Genomic DNA, 21,445 nt, shown 5'->3' with positions numbered 1-21,445 from the left:
GGCTACCTCGCGCGGGCACAGGCGGCCGACGCGCTGGTGGAGCGGCTGACCGGGGAAAGCGCTTCCACCATGGAGCTGAACGAGGCCAGGGTCGTCCAGGCGGTCGCGCACCGGGCACTCGACGAGTTCAGGTCCACAATGGACGGACAGCCGGGATCGCCTGGGATCGCGCCGGAGTTCGACGGAGAGAGCTGGGCAGGCCAGGAACCGCCCGCCACCAAGGGGATCGCCCACGAGCTATGGCGGGACGTCACGGCGGCGCAGGCAGCCGGGCCCGCCGACGCGCGGCGGGCGCAGCTGCGGGACCGGCTCGGACCGGCGGTGGCCGCGTTCGCCGCCGAGACCGACGCGGCCCGTGCCGCGACGCTGCTCACCGAGCTCGTTTCCCTTGTCCGGCACTACAACGACGGGGAGCGGAGGCTGCTCGACCCGTTCGCGCAGGCGTATCTCGGCGCGCGGACGCTCACCACCGAGGATGGGCGTTACGACTGGGACACCAGGGTTTTGCTGGCCGCGCTCTACAACACCACGCTGACCGGCGACGACGCCCCTGAGTTACTCGCGGACTACGTCGGTTTCGTCGAGCGGACATGGGCCTCCGAGGAGGCCGCGGGCAAGTCGTTCAGTGAAGTGCTGGGGCCGCAGCTCATCGAAGAGAGCGCGCCGGCCGAGCTGGTGCGCCGGATCGAGAACCTGCCCGGCGAAGTGCGCGCGCGGCTCAACGAGCATCTTCTCGCCGAGAACGCCCAGCTCCGCTTGAGCGCCGCCGGAATCGCGTACGTCCGCGCGAGCGACCGCAACGCATTCGCCGCACTGCACGCCGGGTTCGAGCACCTGTGGCCGGACTTCGTCGAGCCGGTTCCGCTGGGCTTCGGCGAACGCGGGATCGACCAGGCCATCGCGCGCCTGCTGGGCCGGACGGTCGGGAGGTCGCTCGACGAGCTGCGCAACGGCGTCCTCGTGCGGACGAGTCAGGAGTGGGTCAACGCCTCCCACCCGCTGACCACGTTGCCGTGGTCCGAAGTAGGGCCGGGCGACAGCCCGGACGCGGTGTTCGACCTCGCCGCCGGCGCTTTCCTGCTGAGCGCCGGTGATTCGGCGCGGTTCGCGGCGATCCTCGGCCTGGACAAACCGCTCCACCCGTCCCGCGTCGAGGTGACCAAGGACGGGCTCACCGTCCGGATCGGCAGCGGGGATCTCGCCGGGGCCGCGGTGACCGTGGCAGACGGGGTCGCCTCGCTCGTGGTTCCTGGCCGCGAAACCGTTGCGCTGCGTCCCGAAGACTCGTACCCGGGCCTGATGGTGACTGCGGACGGGGCGGTCGAAATCGCCGACCGCGGGCCGGGGCAGCCGGGCACCCGCATCACGGTGGACGGGCCCGCGGTCCGGGTGGACGGCGTGGACGGGGTGGTCACCACCCGCCACGCGGACGGCGGAGTGAGCGTCGAAACCGAGGAAGGCGCGCTGTTCCGCCTCGACGCGGACTTCGTGCTGGCGCGGGAGGTGCGGGCGCCGTTCCTGCGCGACGGCCAGGTCGTCGCCGAAACCGCCGCGGTCACCGCGGCTCTTGACCGGGAAGGCGTGCTTCGCGTCTCATCGAAGCCCAACCGCACGAACGACGGCGTGCCCGCGAGTGAGTACGCGGGCGAGCTGTGGAGCTTCTTCGAGCGGGACTTCACTTCCCCCGAGGCCGACGGAGCCGCGTTCTCGGGCTGGCTGGCGCGCCTGTCGGCCGTGGTCAGCCCGATGTCCGGGTTCGCGGCGTGGCTGCGCGGTCAGGAAGTCCTGCCGGAATCGCTGGTGGCGCAGGGCCTCACCGATCCCGCCGCGATCGAGGAACTCCACCACCGCTGGACCTTGCTGGCCAGGGCGGCCCGCGAGGTGCAAGGCGGTGAACAGGTCGAGACACTCCGCCAGATCCGTCTGCTGGGAGAGCGGATCGAGCAGGTACTCGACGCCTGGCGTTCGGCGCTGGACGAGCTCCCGCCGGACGGCCGGTTCGCCGCGCAGGCCGCGTTCGAGGCGGCTCACGTCGGCTGGCGCGCCATGACCGGCACCCGCAATCCCTTCCACCCGGCGAACCTGGCCGGTGTCGCGTGGACGAAGGACCCGAGGCTGAGCGTGCTGCTCCAGGTGGCGCTGGAGGCGGCCGGGGTTTCGGTGCCGAGTGAACTGCTGCTCGACTTCGCGCCGGCCAAGGGCAGCGTGACTCTCGCCGACGTGATCGGCTTGCTCGCGCCCGAATCGGACAGCAGGTTCGGGCCCGGGCTGATCGAGCGGTTGCGCGCGGCCTTCCCCGAGGACCGGCTTCCGGCGACGGCGAACACGCTCGAACGGCTGCGTGGCGGCGACCCGCGGGCGATTCTCATGGCGTTGGCGCGGCTGAGCGAACACGATCTGCCGGGGGTGTCGCGACCGGTCACGACCAAGGTGACCAGCGCTGACCTGGAGGAGCAGGCCACGCGGCTTTCGGCGCTGGCCGACGCGGCTGTCACCGGGGAGCCCGCGCAACCGGCGACGGTGCCGCAGGAGAAGCTGGCCGAGTTCGTCGCGGAGCTGCCGGTGGTGGCGGGCTCGGCCGAGCTGCGGCCCGGGGCCCGGCTCACCGACGCCGAACTGGCGGTGCTCCGGCCGTTCGTCGCGGGCGTGCTGGGATTCCGAGTGTCCGAAGTGGACCTCCGGGCCGACGACGGGTATGTCACGGTCCTCCACCGGACCGGGCCGCGGCAGGCGGAGTTCGTCGCCAGGGTCAGGATGGTGGCCCCGGAGGACGCGGTCTGGCGGATCTGGACGGTCAACCGCGCGGAACTGTTCCGCGGCGCCGCCCGCACGACGAAGGTGCTCGGTGCGGGCCTGGCCAGGCCCGCCGGGGCGTCGCCGGTGGTCGTGCTCGTCGAGCAGACGCACGGCCACGCGGATCTGGCCGTGGCGGTCAGCAATTTCAACGGAGATCCCGACCGGGCTGGCGAGCTGCGGGACAGGCTCACCACAGCCGCCGAGGTGCTTGTCCAGCTGGGTGTGCCGCACGGCAGGGCGTCCGATGCGGGCGGCTGGCAGGCAGCCGCCGACGCCGCCCGGCGGCTGGGTGATCCGGCGTTGGCCGGCGTCCTCGCGCGGATGGCCGAATGGGCGGCCACCCAGCGGTTCGACGCCTCCGTCCCGGTCATCGGCTCCACGGCCCGCAGCATCGGTTTCGGTCGCGACGGCGCGGCCGTGCTGATCGACCTCGACGGGCTGCGGCATTCGATCGACGTGTTCGGGAACCCGCTGGGGCAGTCCGGAGTGCGCGACGCGCGGCACTACGCCGAAAGCATCGGTGAGCTCTTCGCGGAGTATGACAACGCGAGGCCTCGAGCCGCGGAGTTCCAGCAGTTCTTCCTCGACGCCTACGAGAACGCCTTGCGTGCCAAGGAGAATGTGCCCGGCCACGGGTCGGCCGCGCTCGAAGCGTTGCGGCGGCTCGGTGAAGCGCCGGCGATCGAGGAACCGTTGGCGCGGGTGGAGATCTGGCGGGCGATCACCCGCGGCACCGCGGACCGGGTCGATCGCGCCGAACACCAGCTGCGCACGGACCGGGACGCGGGCTTGGCCGCGCTCTTGATCGCCGAGGTCAACGCCGCGCGGGTCGAGCACGCGCGCGCCCTGCAGGCACTGCACGAGGCCGAAGCCACCGCGCAAGCCACTGCGCGGACGCGCGCGGCGGCGGAGCGGAGCGAGCCGCAGGAGCCGGCCAAGCGGCAGGCGGGGGCGCGTCCGGCTCAGCGCAACCGGTCGGCGCTGCGGCTTTGGCTGGCTGCCACCGAGCAAGAGGGCCTGTGGCTGCGAGCGCAGCGCGCCGCGCGAACCGAACCGGAACGGCAGGCCGTCGAAGCCGCCGGAGTGGTGGTCCGCGCGCTCGGCGAGGTCGGCAGCGCGGTGCGTTCCTACAACGACATCGCCAGGTCCACTTCGGACTCCGAGGCGAAAACCACGCGGGCGGCTCATGCGCTGGTCGCCGTCGACGCCGCCGTGGCGCGGTACAACGAAGCAGTCCGGACCACGCTCGACGCGCACGATGCGCTGCACGATCTGCTCGCGGGAACAGCCGGCCTCGAACGTCCGCTGGGCGCGGTATTCGCGAGCGAATTCACCGCGGAGGTACGCAAGGGCTTCTTCACCGCGGACACGCAGGCCGTGCTCGCCGCGCTGGCCGCCGAGAAGCTCGACGAGGCGGCGCTCGCCGAGTACGTGCATGTCCTGCACACCGAGCAGGCCAAGTCCGGTGTCGCCGACCAGTCGCTGCTTTCCCTGCTGGGCAACGACTTCTTCGCCGAGCGGACGGCCCGCCGGACCGAAGACGAAGAACGGCTGCGCGCGATCTACGGCGATCGGCTCTCGCCCGCGCTGACCGAGGCTCAGGTGCAGGCGCTGGCCGCGGTGCCGGCGGAGACGCATCGGCAGCTCGCGGCGCGGCTCGACGAGATCGACCCACCCGCGGGCCCGGTCGCCGGATTGTTCGCCCTGCACAAGGGAAATCCGGACCGTGTCCCGCAGTCGGGCTCCGGCGTCCTGCGGGTGCGCCAGGTGCACGAGCAGTGGCGCGAGCTGCACGCCGTGCTCCGCTCGCTGCCGGGCAGCACGGTCCCGGAAGACCCGGCGATCGCGCTGAGCCAGGCATTGGGCGCGTATCTGGCCGACCGGAGCCCGGCCGCCTTGCGCAAGTGGCTGGAGTTCCGTCCGGCGCGGCCCGAGATCACCGTGGCCGAGGGGGAGCTGACTGTCCGGGTCGGCCACGGCCACTACGCCGGGCTGGAGATCAGCGTCGGCCGCGACCGGAGGATTTCGGTGCGGCTCGGTGTCTTCGGGGACGAGCCGAAGTCCGGCGACGGGCTGACCATCGCCCCGGACGGCCGCCGCGTCGAGATCGACGGCCTGGTGGTCGGCGTGCACCCGGGTACCGGCGCGATCACCGTGTCCACCGCCAACACCAGCCGCACCGTGGTCCACCCGGACGGCTCCGTCACGGTCCGGCGGGGCCTCCGCTCCGAGCCGCTGGTCGTCCGCGACGCCGACGGCCTGCTGATGCCCGGTGTCGCGCCGGACATCGAGCTGACCCGGGACCCGGGTACCGGCGTGATCACCGCGACGCAGGAAGACCTCACGGTCACCGCCGACGCCGTGGGCGGGCTGGTGATCTCCGGCGGCGCCAGGACCGGCAGTACCTATGGGCTCAGCGCGGTCGAGGTGCGCGATTGGACCGCCGAGGTGCTCACCGGGCTGACCAGGCCCGCGCCTGCCACGGCGGATGCGCTCGGTGAAAGCGGCGTTGTGGCCGAGACGGCCGATGAGCTCGCGGCGGTATTGCGCGCGGCCCACCGAGCCGACCCTCTGAACAGCCCGCTGCGGCTCGAATTCCTCGACACCCAGCAGCACAACGAAGACTGGCGGGCACGCACGCTGCTGGCAGTCGCGCTCATCGAGCTGGACCCCGGGCGCGCCGCGCAGTGGCAGGCGTTCGCCGATGCCTTCGAGGGCCACGACGACGGCATCTCGGTCGGTGACATCGTGCGCGTCGCGCTGCTGGGGCAGGGCGGCACGCTCGCCGCGCGGATCCGGGACGGGCTCGAAGGAATCCCGCACGGGCTCAGCCTCGACGAGCTGACGGTGGACGAGCTCACCGGGATCCGCCCCTACCTCGCGCGGCTGACCCGGCTCGGGGTCGTGGTCCTACCGCGCGGGACGGTGGAGCTGGAAACCGCGCGCCCACTGGTAATCGCGGAGGCAGCACTATCCGAACAGGACACTCCGCGCGCCAGGGATGCGGTGCACGAGGCGCGATTGCGGCACGCGAAGCAGCGGAGGGAACGGGCCGAACTGGAAGCCCGCCGTCAAGGTATCCGTCGCGAGCTGGCGGCTGTCGAGCGGGCGCGAGCCGCCGAGCGACGCAGCGGGCCGGTCACCGTGTCGAAGGACTGGCTCGGGCCCGAACCCGCTCCGCGTAACAAGATCGCGAACCAGCTCCGCGTCGCGATTTCGTCCATTGAGGACAGTTGGCTCCGGGCGATCGAAGCCGCGGAGACCGGGCCGGAACGGGAAGCCGCCGACTTCGCGCGGAGCCTGTTGGCCGAAGGCGGGCCGTTGCGGACGCTCGGCGCGTTGCTGCGCGAGTACACCGAACTGACCGACGGCGGCATCGCCGACGAGCAGCGGCTGCTGGACGCGGCCGCGCTGCTGACCCGGATCAGCGCCGCGACCAGGGACTACAACGCGCAGGCGCAGGCCGGGCTGGACGAGCACGAAGCGCTGCTCGACCTCATCCCGGACCAGCTCGTCGAGCGCGGGGAAACACGAGTGGCGAGCGCTCCCGAGGCCGGTTCCGTGCTGACCGCCGCGCGGCTGGCCGATGGTTCGGAATGGGCGTTGAGCACGGACAATCCTTTCGTACTGCGCAATCCGCGCGGCCCGTTGGTGTTCGACGTGCTCGACGCGGTCTACGCGACGGCGGCGCGGGTGGAGCGCGACAGCCAAGGCTTGCTCACCGGCGAATCACAGGTGCTGCTCGTCGCCTCCTTCCGTGCGCTGCGAGAAGCCAAGGGGCACAACGGAAGCGTGCTCGACGACGCGGTGGCCGGGTTCGCCTCGTTCGCCCGGCGGGCCAAGGTGTCCGAACCGGGAACCCTGCTGGACCGGCTCACCATCGCGTTCTACGAGGACCTGCACGTCGTGCGCGACGAGACGATCCCGGAGCCACCCGGGTTCGCCGAGGTCCGGGCGCGCCTGCGGGCCCGTTACGGTGACCGGATCGTCTTCGATTCGATGACCTGGCCGGTCGTCGAACACGCCAGGCTGCTGGACGCATTGCCGGACTGGTACCACGCACGGCAGCTGCGGAGCCTGACCGAGGCGGGCGGGGTCATTCTCCTCGGCGCGGGGTCGGCCAACTACCTCGGTGAACGGGCCGAGACCAATTTCGCGGGCGCCACCGACAGCCAATGGCGGAGCCTCTTGGCGGAGGCGGCCGGTCTCACCAATGGGAACTCCGGCTGGGTCGCGGCAGGTTCGGACGCGCGGGCCGCGTACGCCGACAGCGGTGCACCCGAGTTCAGCCCGCTCCCGACGGAAACCGGGAGGATGGCCGACCCGGCCGCGTTCAACGGGGAGGTGCTGTACCACGAGCTCGGGCACACCTGGGACCGCAATCCCGGCAGGCCGCGCCCCGGCTTCACCCTGCGAAACCCGGTGGAGACGCAGTCCACGCGGTGGGACTGGGCCGAACTCGCCGAGCTGGTGCGGAAACTGCCCGGCCACCGGTTCGGCCCGTACTTCGTCGATCCCGCGCACCCGGAGGAAACCTGGGCGCAGCTGGCGGGGCTGGTCCAGCTGGATCTGCTGGAAGCGCGCGACAACCCCGGAAACGTACCCGCCTGGCGCCACCTCGCCGACGCGCTAGGTGCCGACCTGCCGGCCTATCCACCCAAGATCGAGATCGAGGACGGCGCGGTCTTCGTGACCGCCACCGCCGGCGCCGCCGAGGGAGTCCGGCTGCGGTTCGGGGACGGCCGGGTGACCCTGTCCCGCCACGGCATCGAGGTGCCGTTGTCCGAGGGGAGCCTGCCAGCCGGTGTGGTGGCCGGGGACGGCGAGATCACGCTGCGCGACCGCGGGGACGGGCTGGATTCCCTCGATGGGACGGTGATCAGGTTCGGTGCGGGCTCGGTGCGCGTCGAGGTCACCGACGGCGCGGTGACCGAGCTGACCGCGGACGGCCGCGTGCTGGTGCACCGCGACGGCGAGTTCGTGGCCGAGGTCGGCGCCGACCGCGGCATGGTGGTGGACGACGGCCCCCGCACCGCGTTCGGCATCAGGCCGCCGGAGGTCTCCCGGGACTCGCGCGGGCTGATGACCGCCACCACGCCGGACGGTCAGGTCGAGGTCGTGGTCGGGCGCACCGGCCGGATCGAGGTGATCTCCCGGGCGAACCGCGGCAGGAAGACGGCGCTCGAGACCCTCGATGCGCTGGTCGGGTACTTCGGCGACCTGCTGGGCCCCGAGCGACCTCGACGCGACGCACTGCTCAGCTGGCTGCCGAGCGGGGCGGTGAGCACCCCGGAGAGCTTCCTGGCCCCGCCTTGGGAGAAGCTGCGGGAGCTGGCGCCCCACGCGCTGCCGGCCGATTCCCCTGTGCGCCAGGCACTCGACGGCGAACTGCCGAGTGCCGTGATGGGCAGCTGGGACGCGGCGGTGGTCGCAGCGCAGGCGGGCACGGCCGCTGAACTCGCACCGGCCCTGCTCATGCTGGACGAGTTGGTCGGCAGGTCCGCCGGATTCCTCGCTGGATGGGCCGGGCAGATCGCGCAGGCCGGCCCCGCCGAGCGGTTCGGCGGCGAGTTGCTGCTGCGCGCGATCCGCTCGTCCTGGGCGAAGGTCAACCACCACGGTGGCCCGCTGGGGCAGGCGATGCTCGACATCCAGCAGTTCGGTGGCGACGTCCGGGCACAGGCCCAGCTCGTCGCGGCGATCATCAAACACGCGGACGGCGGCGAGCTCGCGCGGGTCGGCGAGCTGGTCGCGTTCGCCGAGGCGCTGGAGTCCGACGACGCGCATCCCGACGACGGCGTGTCGGTGGGGCACATCCTGCGGCTCGTGGTGCCGGGGCTGGAAGGCGAATCTCTCGTCGACCGGTTGCGGCCCGGTTTCGGGGCGGCACAAGGACTTCTGGACCGGCTCGAAGAGGCTTCGCGGTCCGGCGACCTGGACGGGATCGCCGCCGCGCTGCGGGACGTGCGGGCGCGGCTGGCGACGTTCCTCGCCGCGGGTACCGACGTGCTCGCGCCGAAGAACGTGTGGGAGGTCGAGCGGAAACGGCCCGTCGTCGGCCCGCGGCCCGCGCAGCTCGCGCCTTCGGAAGACGGCCCTGGCTGGGCGCGGTACCGTCCAGGCCCCGGTTCGCTGCCCGGTGCCGTTTGGGAGGCTTCGGGCGGAAACCCCGGCCCGGGACAGGAAAAGTCGCCGGTCCAGCGCGCCGCCGAGGTCGTGGCGGCGGCCGAACGCCGCCTGCGTTCGGCTCAGTCGGAGGACGTGAGCGCCGCGGTCGACGAGGTCAACCGGGCGCGTGTCGCGCACGCGGAAGCGGTCCGCGACGCACAGGAGCAGGCTTCGCGCACCACGCCACCGTCCCCGCTCCCGGCGCGGCTGGCGGCCGAGCTCAGCCGCGACTGGGACCAGGGCCAGGTCAAGATCGTCGAGCTCGCCGGGGACCAGCCTGCCCAGAGCACCACGGCCTGGCACGCCTGGCACACCGCGGCGATCCTGGAGGAGACCTGGCTGCGCACGCTGCACGCCTTCGGGACCACGCAGCCGGGCGAGGAGGCGGTGTCGTTCGCCACCGCGCGGCTGGCGCAGGTGCGCGCGATCATGCCGACAGTGCGGGCGTACGCGGCGGCGCTGGAGGAGCACGACGCGATGGCTGCGGCGGAGCAGCTCATCGTGCTGCGCGGCCGGATACTCGACTACAACAAAGAAGTCCGAAAAGGACAGACGGAGTTCGGGGACGAGCTGCGGGCCGCGCTGCCGGACCAGCCGGTCGACCGGGACGAGACCACCGTGCGTCTCGCCGACGACGTCCTGACCGCGCGGGTGTTCACGCACAACTACGCGCTGCGGAACCCGGAAGGGCCACTGTTCCACGACCCCTTGGGGCACAACTATGCCGCGATCACCCCGGCGCGGCGCGACGGGGACTTCTACTCGACGGCCACCGCCGCGACGCTGATCGCGATCTACCGCCTGGTGTCGGAACGCGCGGGCCGCGCGCCGGAAAAGGTCGCCGAGTACGCCCGGTTCGTGCAGACCACCAAGGCCCGCTCAGCCGAGCACGGACTACTGGCCCTACTCGGCGACGACGTGTTCAGCGCCCTCGCCCCCGACGGCGTGTTTGCCGCTCCCGCTGGCGTGTTTGCCCCCGCCGTCGGTGTGTTGGCCGACGACGCCGAAGTCCGGTTCTACGCCGGGATCCTCGGGGCGCTGCCGGACTGGCTGCGGCGTGACCTCGCGGAACACCTGGAGTTCTCCGGTGGGCAGCTGGTCATCGGGCCGGAGGGCGTGCGCGTGCTCGGCGACGCCGTGGACGACATCTTCGCCGCGCTGCACGAGGGTTACGAAGACCTTGCCAGGCAACCGGTTTCCGGCCTGACACTCCAGTTCGGCGACGGCCCGGTACTCGACGGCGACACCGTGCGTGACGCGACCGACCAGGTGGTGGCGACGCTCGCCGACTCCCTGGGCCGGCTGCTCGACGAGACGGCGGGCCCGTTCGAGGATCACGAGCTGTGGCCGAGGATCGAGGATCTGCTGCGCCAGCTCCCTGGCGCGCGGTTGCCGCGGGAACCGGACGAGCTGGTGCGCACGATGCTCGCCGCGTGGGTGCTGGAGCTGGCCGGGGACGGCGGCGCCGCGATGGCGGACCTCCTCGACGCCGGCACCCCTGCCTTCCCGCCGCACGTGGAGGTCCGCGGCCGGACCGTCGAAGTGTCCGCAAAGGACGGTGCGGCGACCGGGATCACCTTGCTGGTAGCCGAAAACGGGACGATCACCCTGCGTGCCGGTGGGCAGGAGTTCGCGGTGACCGACGAGGTCCCCGGCGCGGAGGTCCGCGAAGGCGGGCGTGCCGTGGTGCTGGCGGACCGCGGCGCGGAGGGCACCATGGTGCGCGTCGCGGACGGTGTCGTGGTGGTGCGCACCAGCGACGGCCGCACGATCGAGGTCGGCCGCACCGGCCGGACGAGCATCCGGACCGAGTCCGGGGAGGTGATCACCGCCGAGCCGGACGGCACCGTGCGCCCGGTGCTCGGCCGCGGCGGGGACTTCGAGTCCACCTGGCCCGTCGTCCGGATCCTCGGCGGCCAGGTGATCGCGGACTCCCCGGACGGCAGGGCGCAGGTGCTCGTCGAACCCGGCCGGATCGTCAGCACCGGCCAAGGGAACCGCACGGAGGAGGGCCTTTCCGGCGCCGATGTGGCGGAACGGGTGAGCGCGCTGTTCCGGGAGGTCTTCGAACCACCGCGGCCCGGCCGCGCCGCCGTGTCGGACTGGCACCGGCGCGCGGCGCGGGTGCAGAGCCCGCTGGGCGCGCTGGTGGCGCGCCTGGGACAGGCGGAGCCGCTCGATCATGGCTGGCGTTTCCTGCCACGCGAGCTCGTGTCCTGGGCACACAGCATGTGGCTGGGCGTGCTCGGCATTCTCGACCCCAGTGGCGACACCACCGAACTCGCCGAGAACCTCGTCCACGCGCACGGGCACGCGCTGCCCATCGACCGCTACCTCCGTGCCTGGGGCGTGGTGGCCACCAAGCACGAGTCCGGGTCCTTCGCCCATGCCGTCGAATGGCGGAAGGCGGTCCGGGAGTCCCGCTGGTGGCTGATCCGCGGCAGGCACGACCCGATCGCCGCGGTGGTCGCCGATCCCGCGATGGTGGAAGAGCTTCAGCGGGAAGCGGCCGACGCGGTGGGCCGTGAGGATTTCGCGAAACGGAACGCGATCACGGCCCGCGTGGCCGCGCTCCTCGACGACGAGTCCACTGTGGACACGGACCCGCCCGCTTCCGCGGAGCCCGTCGACCCCGGAAACCTGCTGCTGGTCACCGGAATCGACGAGAGTGACCCCGGGCGGGCGCAGGGGTTGCTGGCCGACGCGCTCGGCCGGTTCGCTGCCGGGCGGCTCGGGCTCACTCCGGGCGACGTGCGAGTGGTTCCTGAGGGCGAAAGCTACCGGTTGCTCAATGCCGACCGGGAGCACATCGCGACGCTCCGCCTGCACGACTCGGTGGACCGGCTGCGCACCTTGCTGTCCATTGAGGACTCCGGTACCGGATTCGCGAAACCGGAGATCTATGCCGCGGGTCTCGTGCGCACGGCCGGGGAGCTCCGCGCCGTCTCCGTGGAATCGCCACGGGAAGGCAGTCTCGCCAACCACATCGCACGAGTCGCGGCGGCGGACGGCGACGAGTGGATCGCCGCGGCTGGCGCCTTGCGTGAGTTCGTCGCCGCGACAGCGGCCGCGCTCGCGGAGCGGAACCTTGCCCAGTACGACGAAAACACCCTGCGCGGGCTGTTCGCCGCCGACTCGCTGCGCGAGCAGCACCCCGAGCTGGCCGGGCTGCTGGAAGGCTGGGCCCAGCGGGTGGCCGCCGACACGACGGGCGGGCCCGGCGCCGCCAACCTGTTCCGGACCGACGACGGCCGAGTGCTCATCGACGGGCCTGCGGACGGTGACTTCCTCGCGATGATCACCGAGGCGCTGGCGGTACGTGGGCTCGAAGCGATGTCCGGACAGCTCACCGGCCGTTTCCGCCAGTCCTATGTGGACACACTTCGCGCGCTGAGCCCACAGGCCGGAGCGCCCGCCGGTCTGACCGAGCGGCTCACCGCGCCGGTCGCCGGGGGCACGGTCGCCGCGCGCGTGCGTGCCGCGTTCGGCGGGCTGCCGGTGCCGCCGGGCCTGACCAGGCTGGAGAACGCCGCCGACCCACGAGAACTGCGGGTGGCCTGGGACCAGCTGCGGGCCGAGATCGACGAGTTCCGCGCGATCGCCGGTGACGCGCTGCCCGCCGGGCGGTTCGAGGAGAACGCCTTGTGGTTCGGCGAAGTCGCCGAACCGGTGCGGATCCTGCGCGAGCTTTCCGCCGGGTTGCGTGCCGCTGCCGCGGGTTCGGACCGGGCCGTCGCGCTGGGCTGGACGATCGACCGGTTCGACGAGCTGCTCGCGGACCTGGAAGAGACCCTGCAGGAGTTCCCGGCCACGGCGTCGCACGCGGTGCACGGCACTTTCCTGGTCAACCTGCTGCACGACCTCGTCGCGTCCGCCGACGAGATCGCGCTGGAGCGCGCGGTTCCGCTCGACGGACAGCCGCTCGCCGCGCCATTGCTCGTGGCAGGGCAACGGCCGCGAGGGTTGCTGAGCCCCGAAATGCTGCGACGGCTTCCCGCGAGTGGCGACCCGATTTCAGCGGCGTTCGGCTATTTCGTGTACCGGCACTTCCATCCGTCGGCCTCGTTCCCGGAGTTCCGTGCGGCGGCGGCAGGAAACGAGTCGCTGTGGGACGTCATCGGGGAACGGACCTACTTCGAGGTCGCCCTGCGGGACGTCTACGACCGCCGGAAGTCGCTCGGGGTGCTGGGGCACCTCGCCGAGACCGCGGGCGAACGCGTCGTCCCGGACGGCGACGGGCTCGCCGAAACGATCGGCTGGCAGCTCGACGCACCCGACCAGGCCCTGCTGCGTGGCCGCTGGGAAGCGCTTTCCGCGGACGACCAAGCTTGGGTCCGGCGGTTCCTCGCCGACCAGGCCGAGCTGGGTCGCTACCTCGCCTATGTGGCTTCGTGGGACGGCGAACCCCCGGTGCGCAACGCGGAGTTCGACGAGATCCTCGCCGAGATCGACCGCATCGCGGACGAAAACCTGCTCGTCGAGCCGATGGTGTTCGCCCACGGCACGGCACTGTCCGAAGTAGCCTGGCTCGTTCCGCTGGCCGGCAAGCTGACCGGCGACCAGCTCACCACGCTCGCGAGCGGTTACCTGGCGCAGGGCAGCGCGCTGACCGCGCCCACCGTCGGCCTGTCCAGTTGGGAAGCCGCGTACGCCAAGCATTCCGCGAGCAGCGCGCAGCAGACGCTCATCACCCGGGTCCGGACGCGGCGCGCGGTGCCGACGCCGATCGACGGCCAGGTGCTGGTGCTGCCGGAGCCTTCGTTCGTCGTGCACACCGACCACACCGTGCGGCTTTCCGGCCGGTCGGTCGTGCTCACCGACGTCGTCGCGGAAAGCGCTTGGCTGGGGCAACGGCCGCCATCGCGGACAGCGCCCGGGATCACCGGCGCCGCCGCGGCGGCGGCTGTCGACCGGATCGTCGAGCAGTGGCGCACCGCGCCGCTGCCGGAACTGCTGCGGGCCGTGACCGCATTGCGGGAGCGGGGTTACCGCGCGCCACTGCCGATCTCGCTCCGGGAAGCGCTTTCCAGCGGCCGGGAAACGCTGGTCCGCGCGATCAACCTGCAGCTGGCCGGCCTCGAGTTCGGTGGCAGGACGGTGCAGGCCGAGCTCGTCGGGCCGGACCGCACGCAGGGCGGGTTGCCCCGTGAGTTGTTCGATTTCGTCGAGGAGTGGGCGCGCCAGTCCGGGGTGGAAGACGCCGAGTACCTCCCCGAGCTGCTGGTGGCGCTGGGCGTTGACGCCGAGCAGCCGTTCGCACCGCAAGCCGAGCGTCGTGACGCGTGGACCGGCCAGGCGCGACCCGCGTCCGACGTCCGGGCCTACCTCCGGGATCGGCTGCCGCCCAACGGTTTGTACGCGTTGCTGCGCGCACAGGCCGACCTCGCCGGTCCGGCGTTGGGCGAGTTCGTCGAAGCCGTGCTTTCCGAGTTGGACGGCGCGCCGGAGATCCCGGAGACGCTCGCCGACGCGGCCGCCCTGTTCGACTACGCGGACGAACTCGACGCCTTCGTCGAGCTGTTGCGCGCGGCGGGCGTGCCGGACCCGGAGCAGCCCGGCGAGCGTGACCGGCGTGCGCTGCTGAACCTGGCGGCGGAGCTGGCCATCACGCACAACCTGGCACAGCCTGGGCAGCGGCGCGGGGTGTTGGAGCAGGACCCGGGCTGGTTCACCGACGGCCTGAAGTACCGCCCGGCGCACCTGAGCCCGCTCGCGGAGCTGCCCGCCGTTCCGGCACACGACCAGCTGGACCGGACCACGAGCACCGTGCTCGCCGGCGCCGGTGAAGCGGCGCGGGAGCAGGTCCGGGTCGCGATCGACCAGTACGGGGTGTCCTACGGCGCCTGGCTGGCGGCCACGCTCGCGGGCGCCGGCGCGAGCCACGGCGGGGTCGGCAGTCTCACCGGGCCCGGCACGGTCACCGCAGCGCAGCAGCGGTTCCTCGACGAGCACGGACTCCGTCCACAGTGGATCGCGGCGGGACCGGACGCGTTGGAGCGTGCGCTGTCCGCCGTGCCGGGACACGAAGAAGGCGGGCCGGTCACGGTCGTCGAGACGGACGGTTCGACGACGCACCTCGGTCCGGCCGGTGGCGGGGTCTTCGTTCTCAAGCGGGGTAACCACTTCCTGCCCGCCGTGGCACTCGGAGCACCAGCCGAGCCGGGGCCTGCCGACTCGCGGCAGCGCATCGAACTCGCCGTCACCACTGGGGAAGCGCTTCCCCTGAGCTACGGCGAAGTGCTGTCCGGGCACCGCATCGCGGTGTTCACCGGTGACCCCGGCGACGTGGCGATGCAACGGCACCTCGTCGCGGTGGCGGGCAGGCTCGCCAACGCGGGGATCACCCACGTCGCCGCGGATGGGCCGGAAGCCGTCCTGGAAGCGTTGGCAGCAAAGGGAATCACCGTCATCCCTGCCGACACCGACTACGTCGAAGCGGTGCTGGCCGAGGACGACGCGGCCCGGATCGCGGTGCTGCCCGGCGCCGAGCAGAGCCCGGAGTTCCCCGGTTCGGTGACCATCCGGTTCGTCGGCGGCACCCCGGAGGCGGCCCTGCTCGCCGAGGTGCTGGATTCCTACGGGCTGGGCGAGGACCCCGTCGCCGTTCCCGCGTCGGCCGTGTTGGCCGGCGCCGAAGGCTGGGTGGTGCACCTGGCGGCGGAACCGGAGGAGCAACCGGAACCCGAGCCCGAGCCGGTGCTGGTGGCGGAGCCGGATCAGCCGCCGGCCGGATGGTCCCTTGTGGACGACAAGTACGGCCGCGCGGAAGGGCCGGTCGACTGGGACGCCGGTGTCGCGGAAATCCTCGACGCACTGCGGGAAATCGCCGCTGACCTGCCCCCGTCTGTGTCGCGTTTGGACATCACGGGCCGCGACGCGCTCGGCCGGGTCGTCGCCACGGTGGAGTTCGCCTCGGGTGCCAATGCCGAGCTGCACTTCACCCCGTCTGCGCCCGCGAGGGGCGGGCACGCCGGGATCGAGTTCTCCGCGATGTCGAGGGATGCCCGCGGAATCGGCCGCTCGGCGATGCCGGCCCGGATCTCGCTCGACACCCGGCTCGGGTACGTGCGGGAGCGCGTGCTGGAAACACTGGCCGTCGTCGACGCGCGTTACGCGCCGGTCGATGCACGCTTCACCGTCACACGCCTGGACACGGCGGCGAAGGCGCGCATCGAGGCGATGGCCTGGTCGGCAGCGAGCAAGATCGCCACCGCGGCGGGCAAGAAGGGCCTGAAGACCAACGGGCCCGAACTCCGCGCCCGCTTGCACGCGCTCCTGGACGACGCGTTCGAGCTGACCCGCGTTGGGGTTCCGGCTGGCCGCACCGACCTGCTGGCGTACCTGGACGCGCCCGGGGTTTACGACTGGAGCTCCGGGCGGATCGGCCTTGCCGTGGGTGAAGAGCTGAACCTGCTCGTCGCCACGCTGCTCAAGGAGGCCGTCACCTCCCTGCGGCCCTCGCCGCTGAACGCGGAGCGTGAGAACGACGACCTGATCGGCTTCATGCTCGGCCGGGAGATCGAGGACCACCAGGTCGTCCTCGAATGGCTGCGCACGGTGCCGCCGGAGCTGCTGTCCGAGGAACTGCGGGAAGTGGCGAGCTGGTCCGACGACACGCTCACCGCCGTGCTGATCGCGCGGTACCTCGCCGCGCCCGAGCACACGAACCTGTTCGTCTCGTCGATGGAGCGGGGCCGCGAGCCGATCGAGCCGAGCCTCGGCCGCGATCAGGTGGCGGCACTGGAAAACGCGCTGGGCGGGGTGCCGGGCGTGGCCGCGGCGCAGGTGCTGAGCACGGACGCGGAGCGGGGCGGTGAGGCGCTCCTGACACTCGCGGACGGGTCCGAGCTCGAGGTCTTCATCAGCGGGGAAGCGTTCGCCGGTACCGATTCTTACCGGGTCGTGCGCGGTGACGGCCTCGTGGACGCCGAATCCGGGATCCACGGTCCCGCCGGGATCGCGGCGACCGTCCACCGGCTTCTGATGGCTGCCGCCGCGCACGAGGCGATCACGGCGCGGATACCCGGCGTTTCGCGCGTGGGCGTCAGCCACGTCGGTTCGGACGGGCGTCTGGTGCTGGACCTCCAGCCGCGCGAGGGCGAGCGCGTGCTGGTGGACGTCCTCCGCCCCGGCACCCCGCGGCCCGAGGGCGGGCAGGACGGGGTCTTCCACCGGTACGACACGCTCGACGGCACGCGATCCGAAGTGGCACAACGGATCGCGGGCATCGCCGAGCAGGTTTTCGCGATCCGGGACGACTTCGAGGCCGTGCGCGCCGGGATGGCGCTGGTACCCGGAGGCGACCCGAACGGCGTCCAGGCGTGGGAACGCGCGGCGGCGGTCCTCCGGCAGCTGATCGGCGACCCGTCGGTGACGGTGACCGGGGAGCCGGGCAACCAGGCCCTGACGGTGCGCCGGGGCGACCGCGCGATTTCGGTGCTGCCCCGCTGGCAGGTCGGTGCCGGTGAACCCACGCTGCGGCCCGGGGTGGTCGGCGGCTTCCACCGGCTCCACCTCGACCCCACCGTGTCGACAGTCCCGGCCGGCACGGTCGATGTCGGTGCGCTGTTCGCGACGCGGAACCTCGGCGCAATGCTCCGGGACGCCGTCCAGCAGCCGGAACTGCTGGAGTGGAGCCTGATGGACGGCGAGGCGCCGTCCTGGCCGGAGCTCTACCGGCGGTTCGGCTTCGCGACGCCGGAGGCCGTCCGGGTCGCCGCGCTGCTGGGATGGGACTACCTCTACGAGCACATCCGGCCGGAGGCGCTCGCGCCGGGGGAGAACGAAATCCGGGCCGTGTACCGGATTCTGCGCGATCTGCGGCACGACGCGGTGCAGGTACCGGCGCCGGTGGCCGGGGATGCCGCCCGGTGGTTCGGGTTCGACCCGGAAAGCGAGTTCGACGACTTCCGCGAGCTGGTGCTGGGCACCGGACTGGACCTCACCAGCGAGACCGATCTGGTCCGGCTGCGTGCGCTCGCGATCGAGCTGACCGTCGTCCACGACGCCTGGACACCCGAAGCACGACGTTCTTTCGTGACAAGGGAAAGGCCCGGCTGGCTGGCCGACGCGCTGCTGTCGCGGCCCGCCGGGATGACGGGCTTCGGGTACGACCTCGGTAGGCGGTTCGCCGGGCGGTGGACCGTCGAGGAGGGGCGAACGGCCAGTGCGTTCCTGCACGAGCCGACTCCGACCGAGGACCACGACGACGACTGGGCGATCACGGTCATCGCGGCGCTGCGGGGACACGGCGCGCGCTACGCGTCCTGGCTCGCGGACCAGCTCCTCGGCCGCGCCAGGGTGGGGCACGCCGACCGCGACATCTGGGCAGCGGCCGGTGTTCCGGCGCAGCCGCCGCAGGTCGCCGAGGAGCCTGCGGAGACTCAGGAGCCCGCTGAGCCCGCTGAGCCCGCTGAGCCCGCTGAGCCCGCTGAGCCCGCTGAGGCCGAGGAGCCCGCTGAGGCCACGGAGTGGGTCCGGGATGCGGAAGCGGCGTTGGCGGCGCTGCCGGAACTGGCGGGCGGAAGCTTCGAACTCACCGAGGTGCCCGGTGCCGTGCGGGTGCATTTCGAGACGGCCGAAGGGGAGCACTACACGGTCTTCGTCCGGGACGACCTGCCGGACGGGCTCCCGGACGCGGAGTCGAACCTGCTGATCGGCGCGGGCACGGTGGAATTCCGGTTCGGGGGCGTGGCGCACACCGTGTCGCAGGACGAGTCGGGGCCGTGGCATTACGTCGGCTACCGGACGGTGCCGGCCGAGTTCACCCCGGCGGAGCGCACGGAGTTCCTGCTCGGCGTCGTCACCGGCCTGCTCGAACCGTTCCGCCCGGAGACCGGCGCGCCCTGGGTCCGTGCCGTCGAGGAAGGGCTGCGGGCGCTGCCGAACCTGGCCGACGCCACCTGGGCGCTCGAAGAGCTGCCCGGCGCGTTGCGGGTGCACGTCGAGACGGCGGGCGGAGAGCAGTACACGATCTTCTTCCGGGAGCAGCCAAGCGACGAGGACCCGGACACGGCCACTACCCTGCTCGTCGGCGCGGGCACCGCGGAGTTCGCGCTCGCCGAAGGCCGTTACGCGGTCTCGCAGGACGAGTCGGGGTCACGCCACTTCGTCGGCTACCGGACGCTGCGCGACGTCACCAGCGACACCGGACGCGCGGACTTCGTCGTCGCGACGATCGACGCGCTCGTGGATCCCGGCGAGGCGGCACCGGAAACGACGGCAGCCCCGGCAGCCTCGGAAACTGCGGAAACCCAAGCCCCGCAAGCGGTCTCCGGTGGCTGGATCGCGGAAGCCGAGGCGCTGGTCCGCGCCTTGCCGGAGCTGGACGGCGCGACGCTCGAAGTCATCCCGGAGCCGGCCGCGGTGCGGGTGCACGTCACCACCGAAGCCGGTGTCGAGCACACGATCTTCGTACGCCTCGACGCCGAGCCGGGCGACGAGCGTGCGTCCCGTGCGCTGATCGTCGGACCGGCGAGCACCGAACTCACGTTCGCCGGCGGCATCACGTATTCGGTCACCCAGGACAGCCCGGGCGTGCCGCACCACGTCAGCCACCGCACGTTGTCGCGCCGCATCGGCGAGGCTCGCCGGGCGCACGCCGTCGCCGACATCGTCCGGGCGCAGCTGACTGCCGACGACCTGATCTCCCAGCGCTGGGTCGCCGACAGCGTCACCGCCGTCGCCGCGCGGCTGGCCGTGTTCGACGCGACCGTCGTCGCGCGGATGAACCACGAAGGCACCGTCTGGCTGGAGATCACCGACGGCGGTAGCGCGGGCCCCTACCGGCTTGCCTTGTACACCAAGGGAAACCGGCAAACCGAACTGCGCACGGACGGGCGCGGCTGGGCTTCGCCGAAGCGGGTGGGCCGGTTCTTCGAGGCGTCGTCGCCGGGGTCGGACGAGCTCGCCCCCTTGTTCGTCGCCGAGCAGGCACTGGCGATCACGGCCACCAGGCTCGGGATCCCCGCCGTGCGGGACGCGGTCCGGCTCCACCCCGACCGGACGGCGGGACTGGCGGACCACACGCGCCGGCAGCTGGAGCAGCTCATCCACCGGCTGAGCCCGCGCTCCCATCCCGTCGTGTACTCCACCAACGGCGATCTCTGGGTGTTCCTCACCGATGGCCACGGCGAGCAGTTCCGGCTCTACCTGAGCGAACAGGACGGCCTCACCCAGCCCAGCGTGCAACTGCTCGGCACGGCCGGCGCGCACCGCCTGCGGTTGCCCGACGGTCGCGGCAGGGACCTGGAGACGATCGCCGCCTACGCCGCGCGGGTGGTCGCCTACCGCGACCTGCTCGGCGGGGACCTGACGGAAGAGCCGACCGTGTCCCGGCCAGGTCTGGAGAGCGAGGAGTACCGCACCGCCTTCATCACGGAGCTGATCGCGCGGGTGCAGGGCCTGCCGGTCCACGCGATCCCGAGTTTCACCGGCCCGGATCTGACGCAGGGGCCGGGAAACAGGTCGGTGCAGGTCCGGATCGCCACCGCCACCGGGGAAGAGTTCCAGGTTCTGATCCGGGACGAGGCCTACGAATGGCCGGTGTACGCGGAGCTGCGCGCCGGGAACCGGCCGCCCGCGCATCGCGCGTTCGGCGAGCACCACGACGTCTACCAGGTGCTCAGTCCCTTCGCCGGACTCGACCCGCGGGTCGCCGCGCGACTGGCCGCGGACAAGGTCGCGCTCGCGATCGCCGACCGGCTCGGCACGGTCGAACTGGAGTCAGGGGAGCCCGACCTGGTGGCGCCGCGCGTGCTCACGCTGGCCGCGAACACGGCGGCCGAACTGCTCGCCCCCTGGATGTCGCGGGTCCAGCCGTTCACCGACCTCGAAAACCAGGCGATGCAGATCTCCTACCGGGACGCCGAAGGCAGGTCGGCCCGGCTGCGGATCACCACCGGGCGGAATCGCGCGCAGGGCATGGTGCCGAAGCTCGTGCTGAGCGAAGGAGAGGAGCGCAGCTACCGGCTCGAACTGCCGGCCGGGCTGAGTGAGCGGGAGCAGCACGAGGAGATCGTCGAGGCACTGCGCGCCGCGGCTGCCTATCAGGTTTCCGTTGCGGGAGAAGGAGAACTGCCACCCGCCGGGGCGCGATGGGCGGTCGAGGCCACCCTTTCGCGGATCGCGGGCTGGTTCGGCGTCGACCCCACCGACCTCGCCGAGCGCCGGCGGTTCGTCGAATTGCTGGCCCGTGCCGGGATCCGCGCGCTGGACGGTCCGTACGACGGCATGTTGCTGGCGATGCGCGAAGTCGCCAGGGGAGCCGGATTCCACCGGGGCGACTCACCCGTCGTGCGGATGCGGCGGAGGCGCGCGCTGCGCCGGACCGCGAAACTGGCCGCCGCCTACCGGGACGAGCTGCTGCGGATCGAACAGATCGCGCCGGCGATCCCGGACCTGCGCCAGGCGAGGCGCGCGCCCGAGCTGCCGCCGCCCATCGACCCGTCGGACAACGGCTCGCTGCCGGAGATCTCCGCCG

The 21,445-nt window shown here is 72.3% G+C and carries 1 protein-coding gene (cut by both window edges); it reads left to right on the top strand.

The whole window is internal to a trypsin-like peptidase domain-containing protein gene (locus FPZ12_RS18190) on the top strand: the coding sequence, 88,989 nt in all, runs 30,618 nt past the left edge and 36,926 nt past the right edge, and what appears here is coding positions 30,619-52,063, spanning codon 10,207 (complete) through codon 17,355 (partial); the first complete codon in view begins at position 1. The start codon and the stop codon both lie outside this window.

It is taken from the genome of Amycolatopsis acidicola, assembly GCF_007713735.2.
Lineage (GTDB): Bacteria > Actinomycetota > Actinomycetes > Mycobacteriales > Pseudonocardiaceae > Amycolatopsis_E > Amycolatopsis_E acidicola.
Note: the sequence above shows the minus strand (reverse complement) of the source record. Positions and strands in the feature narration are given on the sequence as shown.